The organism is Chryseobacterium lineare (assembly GCF_977014045.1).
In genome coordinates this window covers 3,349,690-3,363,672 of the sequence record NZ_CDRNIQ010000001.1, presented here as the reverse complement: position 1 = coordinate 3,363,672, position 13,983 = coordinate 3,349,690, and the positions used below count along the sequence as shown (strand labels likewise).

At 38.0% G+C, this 13,983-nt stretch carries 16 protein-coding genes; 10 read left to right on the top strand and 6 right to left on the bottom strand.

The window, feature by feature from the left end; all coding sequences use genetic code 11:
* Positions 1–4 precede the first annotated feature (4 nt).
* Both ACWNCI_RS15065 and ACWNCI_RS15060 read right to left on the bottom strand, forming a co-directional pair.
* A complete protein-coding gene (locus ACWNCI_RS15065) occupies positions 5–409 on the bottom strand; it encodes a hypothetical protein (protein ID WP_449388932.1) in 405 nt (134 codons plus the stop codon).
* Positions 410–420: 11 nt separating this feature from the next.
* Entirely contained in the window at positions 421–1,620 is a 1,200-nt protein-coding gene (locus ACWNCI_RS15060; RefSeq protein ID WP_449388931.1) for an NAD(P)/FAD-dependent oxidoreductase, read from the bottom strand.
* 104 nt (positions 1,621–1,724) lie between these two features.
* Between ACWNCI_RS15060 and ACWNCI_RS15055 the strand changes: the two genes are divergently transcribed.
* Both ACWNCI_RS15055 and thiL read left to right on the top strand, forming a co-directional pair.
* On the top strand, positions 1,725–2,216 hold the full coding sequence (locus ACWNCI_RS15055) for an acyl-CoA thioesterase (RefSeq protein ID WP_449388930.1): 492 nt from the start codon (positions 1,725–1,727) through the stop codon (positions 2,214–2,216).
* Between the two features lie 83 nt (positions 2,217–2,299).
* Positions 2,300–3,355, top strand: coding sequence for a thiamine-phosphate kinase (gene thiL / locus ACWNCI_RS15050; RefSeq protein ID WP_449388929.1), 1,056 nt, complete (start codon positions 2,300–2,302; stop codon positions 3,353–3,355).
* A 271-nt stretch (positions 3,356–3,626) separates the two neighbouring features.
* Here the strand turns inward: thiL and pepT are convergent, their stop codons facing one another.
* Positions 3,627–4,874, bottom strand: a complete 1,248-nt coding sequence (gene pepT / locus ACWNCI_RS15045) for a peptidase T (protein ID WP_449388928.1) — start codon at positions 4,872–4,874, stop codon at positions 3,627–3,629.
* A 187-nt stretch (positions 4,875–5,061) separates the two neighbouring features.
* On the opposite strand from pepT, the gene ACWNCI_RS15040 reads away from it, so the two are divergent.
* On the top strand, positions 5,062–5,910 hold the full coding sequence (locus tag ACWNCI_RS15040) for a hydroxymethylglutaryl-CoA lyase (RefSeq protein ID WP_449388927.1): 849 nt from the start codon (positions 5,062–5,064) through the stop codon (positions 5,908–5,910).
* Between the two features lie 118 nt (positions 5,911–6,028).
* Positions 6,029–6,865, top strand: a complete 837-nt coding sequence (locus ACWNCI_RS15035) for a sulfurtransferase (protein ID WP_449388926.1) — start codon at positions 6,029–6,031, stop codon at positions 6,863–6,865.
* A gap of 76 nt (positions 6,866–6,941) precedes the next feature.
* Here ACWNCI_RS15035 and ACWNCI_RS15030 read toward each other — a convergent pair whose 3' ends face one another.
* From ACWNCI_RS15030 to ACWNCI_RS15020, 3 genes are read right to left on the bottom strand one after another with little or no spacing between them, the layout of a single operon-like run.
* Complete coding sequence (locus tag ACWNCI_RS15030) at positions 6,942–7,268, bottom strand: SUF system Fe-S cluster assembly protein (protein ID WP_042722805.1); 327 nt, start codon at positions 7,266–7,268, stop codon at positions 6,942–6,944.
* Positions 7,269–7,271: 3 nt separating this feature from the next.
* Positions 7,272–7,976, bottom strand: a complete 705-nt coding sequence (locus tag ACWNCI_RS15025) for a 3'-5' exonuclease (RefSeq protein WP_449388925.1) — start codon at positions 7,974–7,976, stop codon at positions 7,272–7,274.
* An 11-nt stretch (positions 7,977–7,987) separates the two neighbouring features.
* Complete coding sequence (locus ACWNCI_RS15020) at positions 7,988–8,335, bottom strand: tRNA-binding protein (RefSeq protein WP_449388924.1); 348 nt, start codon at positions 8,333–8,335, stop codon at positions 7,988–7,990.
* A gap of 229 nt (positions 8,336–8,564) precedes the next feature.
* Here ACWNCI_RS15020 and ACWNCI_RS15015 point away from each other — a divergent pair, with 229 nt between their 5' ends.
* The 6 genes from ACWNCI_RS15015 to ACWNCI_RS14990 all read left to right on the top strand — a co-directional run bounded on the left by ACWNCI_RS15015 (position 8,565) and on the right by ACWNCI_RS14990 (position 13,817).
* Positions 8,565–9,140, top strand: coding sequence for a DUF4840 domain-containing protein (locus ACWNCI_RS15015; RefSeq protein WP_449388923.1), 576 nt, complete (start codon positions 8,565–8,567; stop codon positions 9,138–9,140).
* 98 nt (positions 9,141–9,238) lie between these two features.
* Positions 9,239–9,805 (top strand): RNA polymerase sigma factor, encoded by a 567-nt coding sequence (locus tag ACWNCI_RS15010; RefSeq protein WP_449388922.1) that lies wholly within the window; start codon positions 9,239–9,241, stop codon positions 9,803–9,805.
* Positions 9,798–11,150, top strand: coding sequence for an outer membrane beta-barrel protein (locus ACWNCI_RS15005; RefSeq protein ID WP_449388921.1), 1,353 nt, complete (start codon positions 9,798–9,800; stop codon positions 11,148–11,150). The genes ACWNCI_RS15010 and ACWNCI_RS15005 overlap by 8 nt, the downstream gene beginning before the upstream one ends.
* 81 nt (positions 11,151–11,231) lie before the next feature.
* Positions 11,232–11,855, top strand: coding sequence for a hypothetical protein (locus ACWNCI_RS15000; protein ID WP_449388920.1), 624 nt, complete (start codon positions 11,232–11,234; stop codon positions 11,853–11,855).
* Positions 11,825–12,151, top strand: a complete 327-nt coding sequence (locus ACWNCI_RS14995; RefSeq protein ID WP_449388919.1) for a T9SS type A sorting domain-containing protein — start codon at positions 11,825–11,827, stop codon at positions 12,149–12,151. Before ACWNCI_RS15000 ends, ACWNCI_RS14995 begins: the two co-directional genes overlap by 31 nt.
* Positions 12,152–12,281: 130 nt before the next feature.
* Positions 12,282–13,817: a YifB family Mg chelatase-like AAA ATPase gene (locus tag ACWNCI_RS14990; protein ID WP_346983579.1), complete on the top strand. Its 1,536-nt coding sequence runs from the start codon at positions 12,282–12,284 to the stop codon at positions 13,815–13,817.
* The last annotated feature ends 166 nt before the right edge of the window (positions 13,818–13,983 follow it).

Below are 13,983 nucleotides of genomic sequence, written 5' to 3'. Positions count from 1 at the left end.
GTTATTATAAATTCATTGTTATAGGTAATTTAAATTTATATTTTACTGGCTTCCCTTTTATTTCAGCAGGCTTCCATATTGTTTTTGACAAGGCTTTTATTGAACGTTCCATCTCTTTGTTCATAGATTTATTTGCACCTACTATTTTGATGTCGGTGATCATTCCTTCTTTTGAGATTACAAATTGAGCCTCAGATTTTATAAAACCTGTAGCATTAATGTTAGAAGCATTAAAGGTTTTAGTAAAATTGGTTCTAAATGCATTTATGCCTCCAGGGTATTCCGGCTGGCTATCTGCTGTTTCATAAACATTTTCATCAATTACATTTTCTTGTTTTGAAGATATCATTTCTTGTGAAAAAACTTTTGTAGAACCGGCTAAAATAATAAGTAAGAGTAATTTATTCATATTATAATTATTTATTTATTCAAATCCTGTGCAATCAGCCAAGCCTCACTCCAGCACGCCTGGAAATTAAAGCCACCGGTTACCGCATCAATATTCAGAACCTCTCCTGCGATATAAAAGTTAGGCAAAACTTTCGAAGACATATTTTTAAAATTGATTTCTTTTAAATCAACACCTCCGGCGGTAACAAATTCATCTTTAAATGTAGATTTTCCCGTCACCTGAAATTTCTTTCTGCACAGGTTTTCGATGATTGTCTGTATTTCTATTCCTGAAATATTCGCCATCTGCTTATTAAGATCTACTTTCGAAACCTCCAGAATTCTCTGCCAGAAACGGTTCGTTACATCAAAGATTTTCGACTGCCCGATCGTTTTCTTTGGGTTGGATTGTCTGAATTTCTGAAACAATTCTTGAGCTTCATCAGGATCTTTAGAAATAAAATTCACCACAATTTCAAAATTGTATTTCGCCTTTGCCAAATTAATCGCTTCCCAGGCCGAAATTTTCAGAATTGCCGGACCCGAAAGTCCCCAATGCGTAATCAGCAGCGGACCACTTTCTTCTGTTTTCAGTTTAGGAATGGAGGTTTCTGCCATTTCAAAACTTGTTCCGGCAAGGTCTTTCAACAGATCATCTTTGATATTAAAAGTAAAAAGCGATGGAACCAGATCAACAATTTTATGGCCCAAATTTTCAATCATTTTCAGAGATTTCGGAGAACTTCCGGTAGTGTAAACGATATAGTCTGCTTCAAAATCTCCTAAACTTGTCTTAACTATATATTTTTCGTCAAGCTTTTCTATTTCTTTTACGGAGCATTTGGTTTTTACTTCGACGCTTTTTTGCTGAATTTCCTGCAGCATTGCATTAATAATACTCTGTGAAGAATTGCTTTCCGGGAAAACACGGTTGTCATTTTCGATCTTTAACGAAACTTTTCGGTTTTCAAACCACTCCATCGTATCTCCCGGCTGAAACTTGGTGAAAACACTCAGCAATTCCTTATTCCCACGCGGATAAAACTGAACGAGTTCTCTCGGATCGAAACAGGCGTGAGTAACATTACATCGACCTCCCCCGGAAATTTTCACTTTCTGAAGTACATCCGAGTTCTGTTCGAGAATAGTAATTTTGTAAAGGTTTTCGTCAAGATTGGCAGCGCAGAAAAATCCTGCAGCGCCACCTCCGATAATGATGATTCGTCTCATAGTTCTATTAATCTTATGCGCAAGATTATTTTTGCAAAACTACAATTTTTATAAACCATCTTATTTGAGTAATTTTGAAAAATTATCACCAAAATAAATTGTAAATGATATTCTACCATAAATTCGAGGTCCGTTGGAGCGATCTCGATGCCAACAAGCATTTAGCCAATTCATCATATGTTCAGTACTGCGCTCAGTCGAGGATGGCTTTTATGACCAAAGAAAAAATGGGGGTTACCCAGCTTAGCCGCTGGGGAATCGGGCCTGTAATTCTTCATGAAAGATATTCTTTTTTTAAAGAAATTTATGCCGATCAGACCGTGATCGTAAGCCTGGAAATCGACGGATGCGCAGAAGACTCTTCCATCTATCGTTTTGTACACAAATTTTATACTCCGGATGGAGAACACTGCGCAACCGCTGAAGCAACAGGCGTCTGGATCGATATGATGTTGAGAAAAATGACACCGCCGCCAGATGATGTGGTAGAAGCCATGAATAAATACAAAACTCCTGAAACAGTAGTCCTAACAAGAGAAGATTTTAAAAACCTTCCCTTCCGACCGGAAAATATTGATCCGGCAGCATTCAATTAATACATGATAAGCGATAAATGATCTGCGATAAAAATTATCGGTAATCATTTATCAACTATCAAACATCAATTATAATTAAAAATATGTTTGAAGATAAAAATCCTGAACTGACACCCATTTCCAAACTGGGAGAATTTGGACTGATTAAACACTTAACGCAATTCTTCCCTTTATCCAACGAATCTTCGGAGCTTGGTGTAGGAGATGATGCAGCGGTTATTAATCCTGATAATAAAAAAATAGTCATTACGACAGATGTTCTGGCAGAGGGCGTGCATTTCAATCTGGGCTATGTTCCGCTGAAACATTTGGGTTACAAAGCCGTGGTTGTTAATCTTAGCGATATTGCTGCCATGAATGCAACTCCGACTCAGATTCTGGTTTCGCTGGCGGTTTCCAACCGATTTCCGGTGGAAGCGCTGGAAGAAGTTTATGCAGGAATTCAGGCTGCTTGTGAAAGATATAAAATTGACTTAATCGGAGGTGATACGACAAGTTCAAACGCAGGCCTTGTCATGAGCATTACCGCTATCGGACTTGAAAACGACGAAAACATTGTTAAAAGAAGCGGTGCAAAACCCAATGATCTGCTTGTCGTGACTGGCGATTTGGGAGGCGCTTATATGGGACTTCAGATCCTGGAAAGAGAACATGCCGTTTTTCTTGCAGATCCTAATATGCAGCCTGAAATGGAAGGTTATGATTATATTCTGGAAAGACAGTTGAAGCCTGAAGCGAGAACCGATGTAAAAGGAATTTTGAAGCAACTGGATATCACCCCTACTTCCATGATTGATATTTCTGATGGCCTGGCTTCGGAAATCCTTCACCTTTCGGATCAGTCGAAAGTAGGCTTCCGATTATACGAAGAGAAAATTCCGATGGATAATCTGACGATCACTACAGCAGATGAATTTAATCTAAATCCTGTCATGACTGCTTTAAGCGGTGGGGAAGATTATGAATTATTATTCACGATTTCTCCTAATGATTTTGATAAGATTAAAAATCATCCGGATTTTACCATTATTGGGCATGCGGTTGAAAAAGAAGAAGGAAATTTCATGATCGCAAGAGGATCTAACCAATTGATTGCTCTGACGGCGCAGGGTTGGGATGCTTTTTTAAGCTCAAATTAGAATGCTAACTTTTACCGCACTTCCGACTTTAATTATTGTTACATTTTTAATAGTAACACTTTATAAGCATTTCATTAAAAAACAGACTCAGAACTTAAAGGATACCTTTAGGGTTACTTTATTTTTTGCTGTAGTCTGGGCGTTAATTTATTATTGGGTTTTTAGCTAATTCATATAAAGCCTGCTTTAAAGCTTCTGTAAATAAATAACTTTGTCAAAGTTCGACTTTGACAAAGTTGTTTTATAATTCGTAAAATTTTGAAAAGAATTATTACGCTTTCACAATATTCACAATCACCTCCATTGCCTTCTCCATACTTTCCAAAGCAACATACTCATACGGTCCGTGGAAATTGATTCCTCCTGCAAAAATATTCGGACAAGGAAGTCCCATATAAGACAATTGTGCACCGTCGGTTCCTCCTCTGATCGCTTTGATCTTCGGCTCAATACCTGCTTCTTTCATGGCAGCTGCAGCCAGATCAATGATATGCATCTTTCCTTCAAATTGCTGTTTCATGTTTCTGTATTGCTCTTTAATCTCGATTTCGGCGGTTCCTTCGCCATGTTTCTGATTAAATTCAGCTACTTTTTCTTCCATGAATTTCTTTCTTGTCTCAAATTTTTCAGCATCGTGATCACGGATAATATACTGCAGTTTAGCTTCGGAAATATCAGCGTTTAGATCCATTAAATGATAAAATCCTTCAAATCCTTTTGTAGTGGCTGGAGTTTCATTTGCAGGCAGCATCTGGGCAAATTCAGAAGCCAATAAAGCGGCATTTACCATTTTTCCGTAGGCATAACCCGGGTGAACGCTCAATCCATGGATTTTCACCACCGCACCTGCAGCATTGAAGTTTTCGTATTCAAGCTCTCCTACTTCTCCACCATCCATCGTATAAGCGAATTCGGCCCCGAATTTAGCAACATCAAATTTATGTGCGCCTCTCCCGATCTCTTCATCCGGCGTAAATCCTACGGCAATTCTTCCGTGTTTAATCTCAGGATGCGCAACAAGATATTCCGCAGCGGTTACGATCTCAGCACAACCGGCTTTGTCGTCGGCCCCCAAAAGCGTATTTCCGTCAGTTGTAATCAACGTCTGGCCAACATATTTTTTCAGGCTTTCAAATTTTGAAGGCGATAAAGTAAATCCTGTTGCCTGATTTAAAACCAGATCACTTCCCTCATAATTTTCCCACACCTGCGGTTTTACATTTTCCCCGCTGAAATCGGGTGAAGTATCATAATGCGAAATAAATCCAATTGTTGGCTTGTCATTATTTTCAAGATTAGAAGGTACATATCCCATGATATAGCCGCTTTCGTCAATCGATACATTTTCAAGACCGATCGTTTTCAGTTCTTCCAAGATGTAGTTTGCGATATTCCACTGTCTTTCTGTAGAAGGTGTTGTTTCGCTTTCGGCATCGCTGGTTGAATATATTTTTACATAATTAAGAAAACGGTTCAGTAACTTTTCTTTCCACAAAGGGTTGAATTCTATTGCGCTCATTATTAGTATAAATTTCCCGCAAAGTTAACAATTTTGATGTTCTGAATGATTTATTTGTAAACTGATATATTCGATTGAAATTTTAAATGACATATAAAGGTTTGACAATCAAAATAATGATAGATTTGCTCATGATAAAACGAAATTGTTTAGTTTTATTATATTTGAGAAAATCTAAAAGTAAAACATGTTTCTTACTGAATGTCCGCGTGATGCAATGCAGGGTTGGGGAGAATTTATCCCCACAGATAAAAAAATAGATTACATCAACTCTCTGATGGATGTGGGCTTTGATGTGCTCGATTGCCTGAGTTTTGTTTCTCCGAAAGCAATTCCACAAATGGCAGATTCTGCCGAAGTTGCCGAAAACATTGATAAATCCAGATCCCACACAAAAGTTTCTGCGATCGTCGCCAACTACCGAGGTGCCGAAAAAGCGCTAAAACACCAATCTGTAGATATTATAGGCTTTCCTTTTTCTATTTCTGAAACTTTTCAGCACAGAAACACCAATAAAAGCCAGGAAGAAGCTTTTAATGAGATTATTAAGATGTCGGAACTGGTGAAAAATGAAAATAAGCAGCTAAATATTTACTTCTCTATGGCTTTCGGGAATCCGTATGGTGAAATGTGGAAATGGGAAGATGTAGATTTCTGGGCTCAACGGTTTTCAGAAATTGGAATTAAAGATATTTTACTTTCTGATACAACAGGAGTTGCAACGCCGGAAACGATTGCTCTTTTATTTGAGAAAATCCCCTCAAAATATCCGGAGATCAATTTTGGAGGTCATTTTCATAACCGCTATGAAGATTCCTATTCTAAATTAAAAGCGGCTTACGACAAGGGTTGCAGAAGATTTGACAGCGCCATCAAAGGAATCGGCGGCTGCCCGATGGCAAAAGATGACCTGGTAGGAAATATGCCGACCGAACAGGTCATTAATTTTATGAGCGTGGAAAAAGCCAGCCATAAGCTGAACCTTCTCAATTTCGAAAGTTCTTATAACAAAGCGAAAGATATTTTTCATTTTTAAATATAAATTATCAGATAAAATAATCAATAGGGGCGGGCTTTAGCCCGCTTTATTTTTCAAAATACAAAATGGCTTTAGCCAAAACTTATATTTAAACCAATCCAAAAAAATCAATAAAATGTCACCAATAATTTCACCCTCCGAATTAAAAAATTTATCTACAGAAAATCTAATCATCCTAGACGCAAGAGTAGGAAAAGACGTTCGTCAAAAATATTTAGACAAAAATATCAAAGGTGCAAGGTTCATTGATTTAGATAAGGATTTGGCGGAAATTGGGGAGAATGCCGCTTTCGGTGGAAGACATCCGCTTCCAAGTATTGAAAAATTTATGGTAACTCTTTCCAATCTTGGGATTTCAGAAGAATCACATATTATTGTTTATGATGATAAAAGCGGAGCCAATGCAGCCGCAAGAGTTTGGTGGATGCTGAAAGCTTTTGAATTTGAAAAGGTGCAGGTTTTGGACGGTGGTTTTCAGAATGCTGAAAAAGAAGGTTTAGAATTTTCTTCCGGAGAAGAAACATTTGAAAAAACTGAATTTATCAAAAAAGATAAATGGCTTCTTCCTGTTTCGACACTGGAAGACGTTGAAAATGAACTAACAAACCATTCTTCAACGGTCATCGATGTTCGGGATGCTTACCGCTATAAAGGCGAATCTGAACCGATTGATCTGGTTGCCGGACATATTCCGGGAGCGATTAATATTCCTTTTTCTGAGAATCTTGATGAGAATGGTAACTTTCTGAAACCTGAGGTTTTAAAAGAAAAATATTCAAAATTATTGGAAGGAAAACCTGAAAACCTGATTATTCATTGCGGTTCAGGAGTGACGGCTTGTCATACGATTTTAGCGCTGGATTATGTAGGATTTAATATTCCGTCTTTATATGTGGGTTCCTGGAGCGAATGGAGCAGACGCGAAGGGAAGCAGATCGCGAGAGAAGTTTAGATCATTAATATTCTGAATTTTAAACAAAATAAAGGCTGCCAATTTATTTTTGACAGCCTGATTTATTTTAACTAAATTAAAGCATTCCCAGCTCAAATTTAGCTTCCTCACTCATCATATCTTTATGCCAGCTTGGTTCGAAAGTAAGCTCCAGATCGACACTTTTTACATTTTCAACTTCAGCTACTTTATCTTTTACCTCTTGTGGAAGCGTTTCTGCAACAGGGCAGTTTGGAGTCGTGAGTGTCATGATGATTTTAACGTCCGCATCATCGGAAATCTGAACATCATACACAAGTCCAAGCTCGTAGATATCTACCGGAATTTCAGGGTCATATACGGTTTTTAAGACTTTGATGATCTCTTCACCAATGTCAGCAATCTGATCGTCTGTAAATTTCATTTTTTAATCTAAATTGATGTACCTTTTCAATAAATCTTCCTGACGCATGCGCCGGAAAATGTTTGCCAAAGTTAAGACATCTTTTTCACAATAGTCAACTATTCTTTGCAAGTCTTTCTCTATGTAGTAGATTGATGAAACCATTGAGCCGTCAATATCATCTTTCGGGGTGGGAATTCCGAAAAGATGGGCCAGGAGTTCCAATGAAACAAAGCTTTTATAATCACCGAATTTCCAGAGTTCCATCGTATCAATATGAGGAATTTCCCAAGGCTTTTTTCCAAACATCTGAAATGGCACCGGCGGCATAATTCCATTAATCAGAAAACGCCTGGCAATCCACGGAAAATCAAACTCTTTACCGTTGTGGGCACACAGAATTACGTCCTTTAATCGTGGGCTGTTGAAGATTTCGCCAAACTCCATGAGAATTTTTTTCTCATCGTCTCCTGCAAAGCTTTTGATTTTTAGCGTATCATTTTTTTCCAGCATTCCGATGGTAATGCAAATGATTTTCCCGAATTCGGCCATAATTCCCGCTCTTTCGGAATAAAATTCACCGGCGGAAATTTCATCTTTTCTTTGGTGTTTTGTCTTTTTATCCCAAAGCATTTGCTCTGTTTCGGATAATTCTTCCCAAGCCCCGGAGCTCGGAACGGTTTCAATATCAATAAATAAGATTCTTTCTAGAGGGATGTGTTGTATCATTTGTTTTTATTTTATCCTGCCTGCATTCCGTTTTTCACCGGCAATGAAGGAGTCAGAAGGGTTACGTCTTTTTTATCCTCACCGTACAATCCTAAAACCAGGCATTCGCTAAAGAAATTGGCGATCTGCTTTTTCGGAAAATTAACAACAGCAAGGATCTGCATGCCTATTAATTCTTCTTTCTGATATAAAGAGGTTATTTGTGCAGAGGATTTCCTTATGCCTAAATCTCCAAAATCTATTTCTAACTGATAAGAAGGGTTCCTGGCCTTTTCAAAATCATTCGCTGAAATAATCGTTCCGCATCTGATATCAATTTTTTCAAAATCTTCCCATGAGATTTCAGGTTTTACTGTCATGATGATGAATTATCTAGTTTGCTCTGTTATGATTTAAAATTTATGCTTTAACAAAAGTATTAAAATAATGAAAGTTAAATAATTTTTAAAATATAAAATTTTTACCATTAAAAATCAGGTGATTATGAATTTTTTAAGAATTTCTGTCAATTTTCATGCAAGATTTCTCAAAATCAGGATTTATATAATGAGTACTCAAGGATAATGTTTAATGTTAAAATTTAAAGTAATGAAGAAAAAGACAGTACTTAATTTCCTGATCGTTGCTGCGATCGCCATATTAGGATTCTCTTTAACATCCTGTATGAATGAAAACTACGAGCCTGTACCGGTAAAGCTGAATGATATCAACGGGAATTACAGAGCAAGATTAGTAACCTCCCAAGGAGGAATGTTTAATGAGAAAATTATTGATTTTACAGCTAAAGACAGTATTATCACATTCGGAAACTTTCCGATGAAAGAGATTGTAAGAAGCATTGTAAATGATCCTGTGAAAGCAGATACCGTTTTGGCACATTTAGGAAAAATTGAATATAAACTGAATTTTAAATCCAAATTAAATCCGGAACAGAATGTCGTAGAGCTTACTTTTGAACCGAAAATCCTTAGTTTTCAAATGACTCTGGACGGAGTGACAAAGAATGTCTCTGTTCTTATGGCATCCAAGCAAAAAGGTTTTTTTGTAGGATACGACTGGTCTATGAGATTTGCTTGGGAAGCAGAAAAAATAACCGTTGAAGGAGTTGATCTGACCCCTTATCAGAGCATAAAGTATGAAATTCCCATTAGTATTAAAAATTAGGCAACGGTTATTGGCAAGATAGGCAGGCTTCAATTTGGAGCAGCCTATCTTTGCATTATGTTAAGTAAGTGGTGGTCCGTGAGGATGCCATAAATCCAATGAAAGAAAGTAACGAACAGAGTCTGGTTAGCCGCCTTTTACAAAAGGAAGAAGCGGCCTGGAAAGAGCTTTTTGAAGTTCATTCAGGCAGTCTGGCCTATGTTTGTTCGAGATATATCATTGACAGGGACAGTGTGAATGATGTTTTACAAAACAGCTTTATACAAATGTTCCGTTCGATAGATTCTTTTGAATTCAGAGGAAACGGTTCTTTAAATGCCTGGATCACCAGGATTGTAGTCAATGAATCTTTAAAGCATATAAAACAAAATGTGGATTTTAAGATCATCGCTGATGATTCGGAAATTCCTGATATCCAACATGAAGAAGAGCCAGATCTTGAAGAAATATCGCAGCAGGAAATTATGAATATGATCCATACGCTTCCCGACGGCTACAGAATGGTTTTCAACCTGTTTGTTTTTGAAGAGAAAAGTCATAGAGAAATAGCGGAAATACTGGGAATTGCAGAAAATTCATCGGCATCGCAGTTTCACAGGGCAAAATCAATGCTTGCCCGGAAAATAAAAGAACATAAAATATCTAAAACAGCGCAATATGAGTAATGAATGGTTAAATGATCTGCGCAGAAAAATGGAAGATCACACAGAAGATGTTCCTGATGGATTGTGGAAAAATATCAGTGAAGAATTATTTGTAAAGGACGAAGACAAGGCAATGCCTGGCTTTGTACCGAATGATCTTAAGGCGCAGAAGGCTGTTACTCCATTTAATCATTTATCCTTGTGGTACCGTATTGGCGGTGCTGCGGCGGTTATTGTCATGTTCTTGATTCTGGGTAAGCTGTTTGATTTTAATATTAACAGACAAGACAAGGAATTAAAAAAAGAATATAAAATCACCGGAAGGGATTTTCAGGATCGTACGATAGTAAAACCTACGCAGAATGCTATTTCTTCCAGGCAAATTGTTAAAATACAGCAGTTCGATTTTGATAAAAGAATGGCATTGCACATATTTAAAGATTATAATAAAATTCCTATAAACAGCATTAATCCTGCAATACCAAACCAAGATAATATTTATGAAAATGGTTCTGATCAGAGTTTAACAAAATCGGAAGATGTGATTTCGATTGAAAATAATTCTGACAATGAAGAGGTTGGAACCAGCATTCTCATGACAAAAGAAGAAAGAGAATGGAAAGAAAAGTTTGAAAAAGATAAAAAAACAAAGCTGGCATTAAACAAAACTAAACAAAACTGGATGCTTGGTTTTGCTACAGGTAATGCATCTTCAAATGCTACCGATCAGTTCCCCGGGTATGCCACTTTGAACGGAACAACGCCCAGCCTCCCTGAAATCTGGGGGCTGGAAACAGGCGAAGATCCTTTGATGGCAATTCTTCTGGCCAATCAGGATAAAAAAGTGGATGCAACCATCAGGCACAAAACCCCGGTTACTTTCGGTGCTTCCGTGTACAAGAATTTAGGAAAAAGATGGAGCATCGGAACAGGCATCAATTATACAAAGCTTTCTGCAGAGCTGACTTCCGGCAGTCAGTCTGATTTTATCAGCAGTGAACAGAATATTCATTATGTAGGTATTCCGGTTCAGGTGAATTACAATGTGATAAAGAAAGGAGCTTTTACAGGTTACATTACGGGAGGAGGCGCTGTGGAAAAAGCTGTTTCCGGGGATATCAGGACAAAGTATATAGTGGACGGAACGGTGAAACAGGAAACAAAAGAGGAACTCAGTCAAAAACCTATTCAGGTATCGGTAAATACAGCCGTAGGTGTTCAGTTAAAAGTGGTAAAATATATAGGAATTTATGCCGAGCCTGGACTCGGATATCATTTTAAAGACAACAGTTCGCTGAAAACGATTTATAAAGAAAAACCTTTGAATTTTAATGTAAAACTCGGGATCAGGATATTACTTGATTAGTCGCAGATAATAATGACAAAATAATTTTATATGAAAACAAAACTGATTTTTTTAAGCCTTTTATTTTTAAGTTTTTTAAATATGAAAGCACAACAATGTACGCCGGAAATTACAAGTCCAAGGCTGGGAACCATGTTTCCTGATAAGGTTGTTTTCTGTAATACGGAATCAGAAACGCTTTCCACAACTCAGACTTATGCAACCTACCAATGGTATAAGCAGGAATGGGACTGGCAGACTCCAAATACCAATCCATGGGTGGCAATTCCCGGAGCAACATCGCAGACCTTAACGATCAACGGGACCGATGATATGCTGTATTATTTTAAAGTTGAAGTGACGCAGGCCGACTGTACCGCGGAAAGTACGCCTATTCTTGCGGACGGATATGCGTATGGACTTCCTTTTATGATGGTAGACCTACAGCCGGGAACTTTTGAGGAAATTGCTCCGGGAGAATATAATGTTTGCGAAGGAGCTTCGGTACAGTTTAATGACGGATTTCCACAGCTTTACGGAACTCACACCTGGTTCAGCTGTCTTCCGGGAAGTAATCCGCCTTCCCCTTCAGAGCCTTGTATCATTCCGGGGAAACAGGAGATTCTTACACCGCTACGACTTCAGGAACTTTCGGATTTTATGCCTGTACGGAATATTGCCCTGATCAGTGTGAAATGCTGTCAGAATTTGCTTTTACAAAGTTAAATTTCGGAAACTGGGACTTTTGTGGAAGCCTTGGAACAGGAGAAACAAAACCTAAAGAAAATAACCTCAGCGTTTATCCGAATCCTGCATCACAGGTCATTTACATCGGAAAAGAATCTGATAAGAAATACACAGAAGTATCCATCATTGATATGTCCGGAAAGCTGATTCAACAAAAAAAGGATCACAGATTCTCTGAAGCTATTGATGTAAGCTCTTTAGTTCCGGGAACCTATATTATCGTCTCTAAATCTGAGAACGGAAAAGTATTTAAAAATAAATTTATTAAGAAATAGATCTAAGTCATAGTTTGAATTCAATTTGATGAAAGGCTCCGGATTAATTTTCGGAGCCTTTTTAATTTACATTACATTTTCATCTGAGGATGATTATAAAATTTATTATTTTTGCATCAAAACACAGACAATGTTGATAAAAATTTATGGAAGTGCCATTCATGGCGTTTCGGCACAGACGATCACGATTGAAGTAAATGTAGATACCGGTGGTGTCGGATATCATCTCGTTGGTCTTCCGGATAATGCCATTAAAGAAAGCAGCTACAGGATTTCCGCCGCTCTGAAAAATGTAGGATTTAAAATTCCCGGAAAAAAGATCACGATCAATATGGCACCTGCTGATCTCCGTAAAGAAGGCGCTGCCTACGATTTGAGCATAGCCATTGGTATCCTTGCGGCATCCGACCAGATTCTTGCCGAAAACATTCAGGATTACATCATTATGGGAGAGCTTTCTCTCGACGGAACACTACAGCCGGTGCGCGGTGTCTTACCAATCGCCATACAAGCCCGTGAAGAAGGCTTTAAAGGAATAATTCTTCCGAAACAAAATACCCGGGAAGCCGCTATCGTAAGTAATCTTGAAGTCTTCGCTGCAGAAAATATCAGAGAAGTTATCGATTTTTTTAACGAAGGAAAACCACTCCAGAAAGTAGAAGTAGACACCAGAAAAGAATTTCAGGAGAAAATAAATGATTTCCCTTTTGATTTTTCCGAAGTTAAAGGACAGGAAACCGCAAAACGGGCCATGGAAGTTGCTGCGGCCGGCGGACATAATATTATTTTAATAGGACCACCCGGAAGCGGAAAGACAATGCTCGCCAAAAGGGTTCCCAGTATTTTACCTCCGTTAAGTTTAAAAGAAGCTTTGGAAACAACAAAAATACATTCCGTTGCCGGTAAGATGGGAACGGAAACTTCCTTAATGACGGTTCGCCCCTTTCGCGCTCCGCATCATACAATTTCTGACGTTGCGCTGGTTGGTGGCGGAGGTTATCCACAACCCGGAGAGATTTCTCTTGCCCACAATGGCGTGCTGTTTCTTGATGAAATGCCGGAATTCAAAAGAACAGTACTTGAAGTAATGAGGCAACCGTTGGAAGACCGCGAAGTAACGATTTCAAGAGCAAGATTTACCGTTAATTATCCCGCAAGTTTTATGCTTGTTGCCTCCATGAACCCAAGTCCCAGCGGTTTCTTTCCTGATGATCCTAATAACACCTCAACGACCTATGAAATGCAGCGGTATATGAGCAAGCTTTCCGGGCCGCTTCTGGATAGGATAGACATTCATATTGAAGTACAGAAAGTAGAATTTGAGCAGTTGGCAGAACGGAGAAAAGGTGAAAAAAGCGAAGACATCAGAAAGCGTGTCCTGATCGCGCGTGAAATTCAGAGAGAGCGATATAAAGATTTGAAAATAAGCTACAACGCTCAAATCGGACCAAGAGAAATTGAAAAATACTGTGAACTTGACGAAAGCTCATTCAGCCTGATAAAAACCGCAATGGAAAAACTGAACCTTTCAGCAAGAGCCTACGATCGTATCCTGAAAGTAGCCCGAACGATTGCCGATCTGGAAGAATCTGAAAACATCCTTTCGTATCACGTTTCGGAAGCGATACAATACAGAAGTCTTGATCGGGAATTTTGGAATGGTTGATGTGTTAATAATAAAAGTTTTATTTAAAAATAGCTGAATAATTGATGAGATAAATATGTGAAATCATTTGTAAAATATTTTATAAGCTTGGATCAATGATATTATTTAAAATATTGATAATATAAACTTTTTTTTTAATTATGCAAATCATGTACGTTGATAACTT

Bases quoted from the DNA above. Each gene is read 5' to 3' on its own strand.
- ACWNCI_RS15065 (WP_449388932.1), bottom strand. From the start codon at position 409: ATGAATAAATTACTCTTACTTATTATTTTAGCCGGTTCTACAAAAGTT.
- ACWNCI_RS15025 (WP_449388925.1), bottom strand. From the start codon at position 7,976: ATGATACAACACATCCCTCTAGAAAGAATCTTATTTATTGATATTGAA.
- thiL (WP_449388929.1), top strand. From the start codon at position 2,300: ATGTTTGAAGATAAAAATCCTGAACTGACACCCATTTCCAAACTGGGA.
- ACWNCI_RS15040 (WP_449388927.1), top strand. From the start codon at position 5,062: ATGTTTCTTACTGAATGTCCGCGTGATGCAATGCAGGGTTGGGGAGAA.
- ACWNCI_RS15005 (WP_449388921.1), top strand. From the start codon at position 9,798: ATGAGTAATGAATGGTTAAATGATCTGCGCAGAAAAATGGAAGATCAC.
- ACWNCI_RS15000 (WP_449388920.1), top strand. From the start codon at position 11,232: ATGAAAGCACAACAATGTACGCCGGAAATTACAAGTCCAAGGCTGGGA.
- ACWNCI_RS15030 (WP_042722805.1), bottom strand. From the start codon at position 7,268: ATGAAATTTACAGACGATCAGATTGCTGACATTGGTGAAGAGATCATC.
- ACWNCI_RS15060 (WP_449388931.1), bottom strand. From the start codon at position 1,620: ATGAGACGAATCATCATTATCGGAGGTGGCGCTGCAGGATTTTTCTGC.
- ACWNCI_RS15035 (WP_449388926.1), top strand. From the start codon at position 6,029: ATGTCACCAATAATTTCACCCTCCGAATTAAAAAATTTATCTACAGAA.
- ACWNCI_RS15010 (WP_449388922.1), top strand. From the start codon at position 9,239: ATGAAAGAAAGTAACGAACAGAGTCTGGTTAGCCGCCTTTTACAAAAG.
- ACWNCI_RS15055 (WP_449388930.1), top strand. From the start codon at position 1,725: ATGATATTCTACCATAAATTCGAGGTCCGTTGGAGCGATCTCGATGCC.
- ACWNCI_RS15020 (WP_449388924.1), bottom strand. From the start codon at position 8,335: ATGACAGTAAAACCTGAAATCTCATGGGAAGATTTTGAAAAAATTGAT.
- pepT (WP_449388928.1), bottom strand. From the start codon at position 4,874: ATGAGCGCAATAGAATTCAACCCTTTGTGGAAAGAAAAGTTACTGAAC.
- ACWNCI_RS14995 (WP_449388919.1), top strand. From the start codon at position 11,825: ATGCTGTCAGAATTTGCTTTTACAAAGTTAAATTTCGGAAACTGGGAC.
- ACWNCI_RS14990 (WP_346983579.1), top strand. From the start codon at position 12,282: ATGTTGATAAAAATTTATGGAAGTGCCATTCATGGCGTTTCGGCACAG.
- ACWNCI_RS15015 (WP_449388923.1), top strand. From the start codon at position 8,565: ATGAAGAAAAAGACAGTACTTAATTTCCTGATCGTTGCTGCGATCGCC.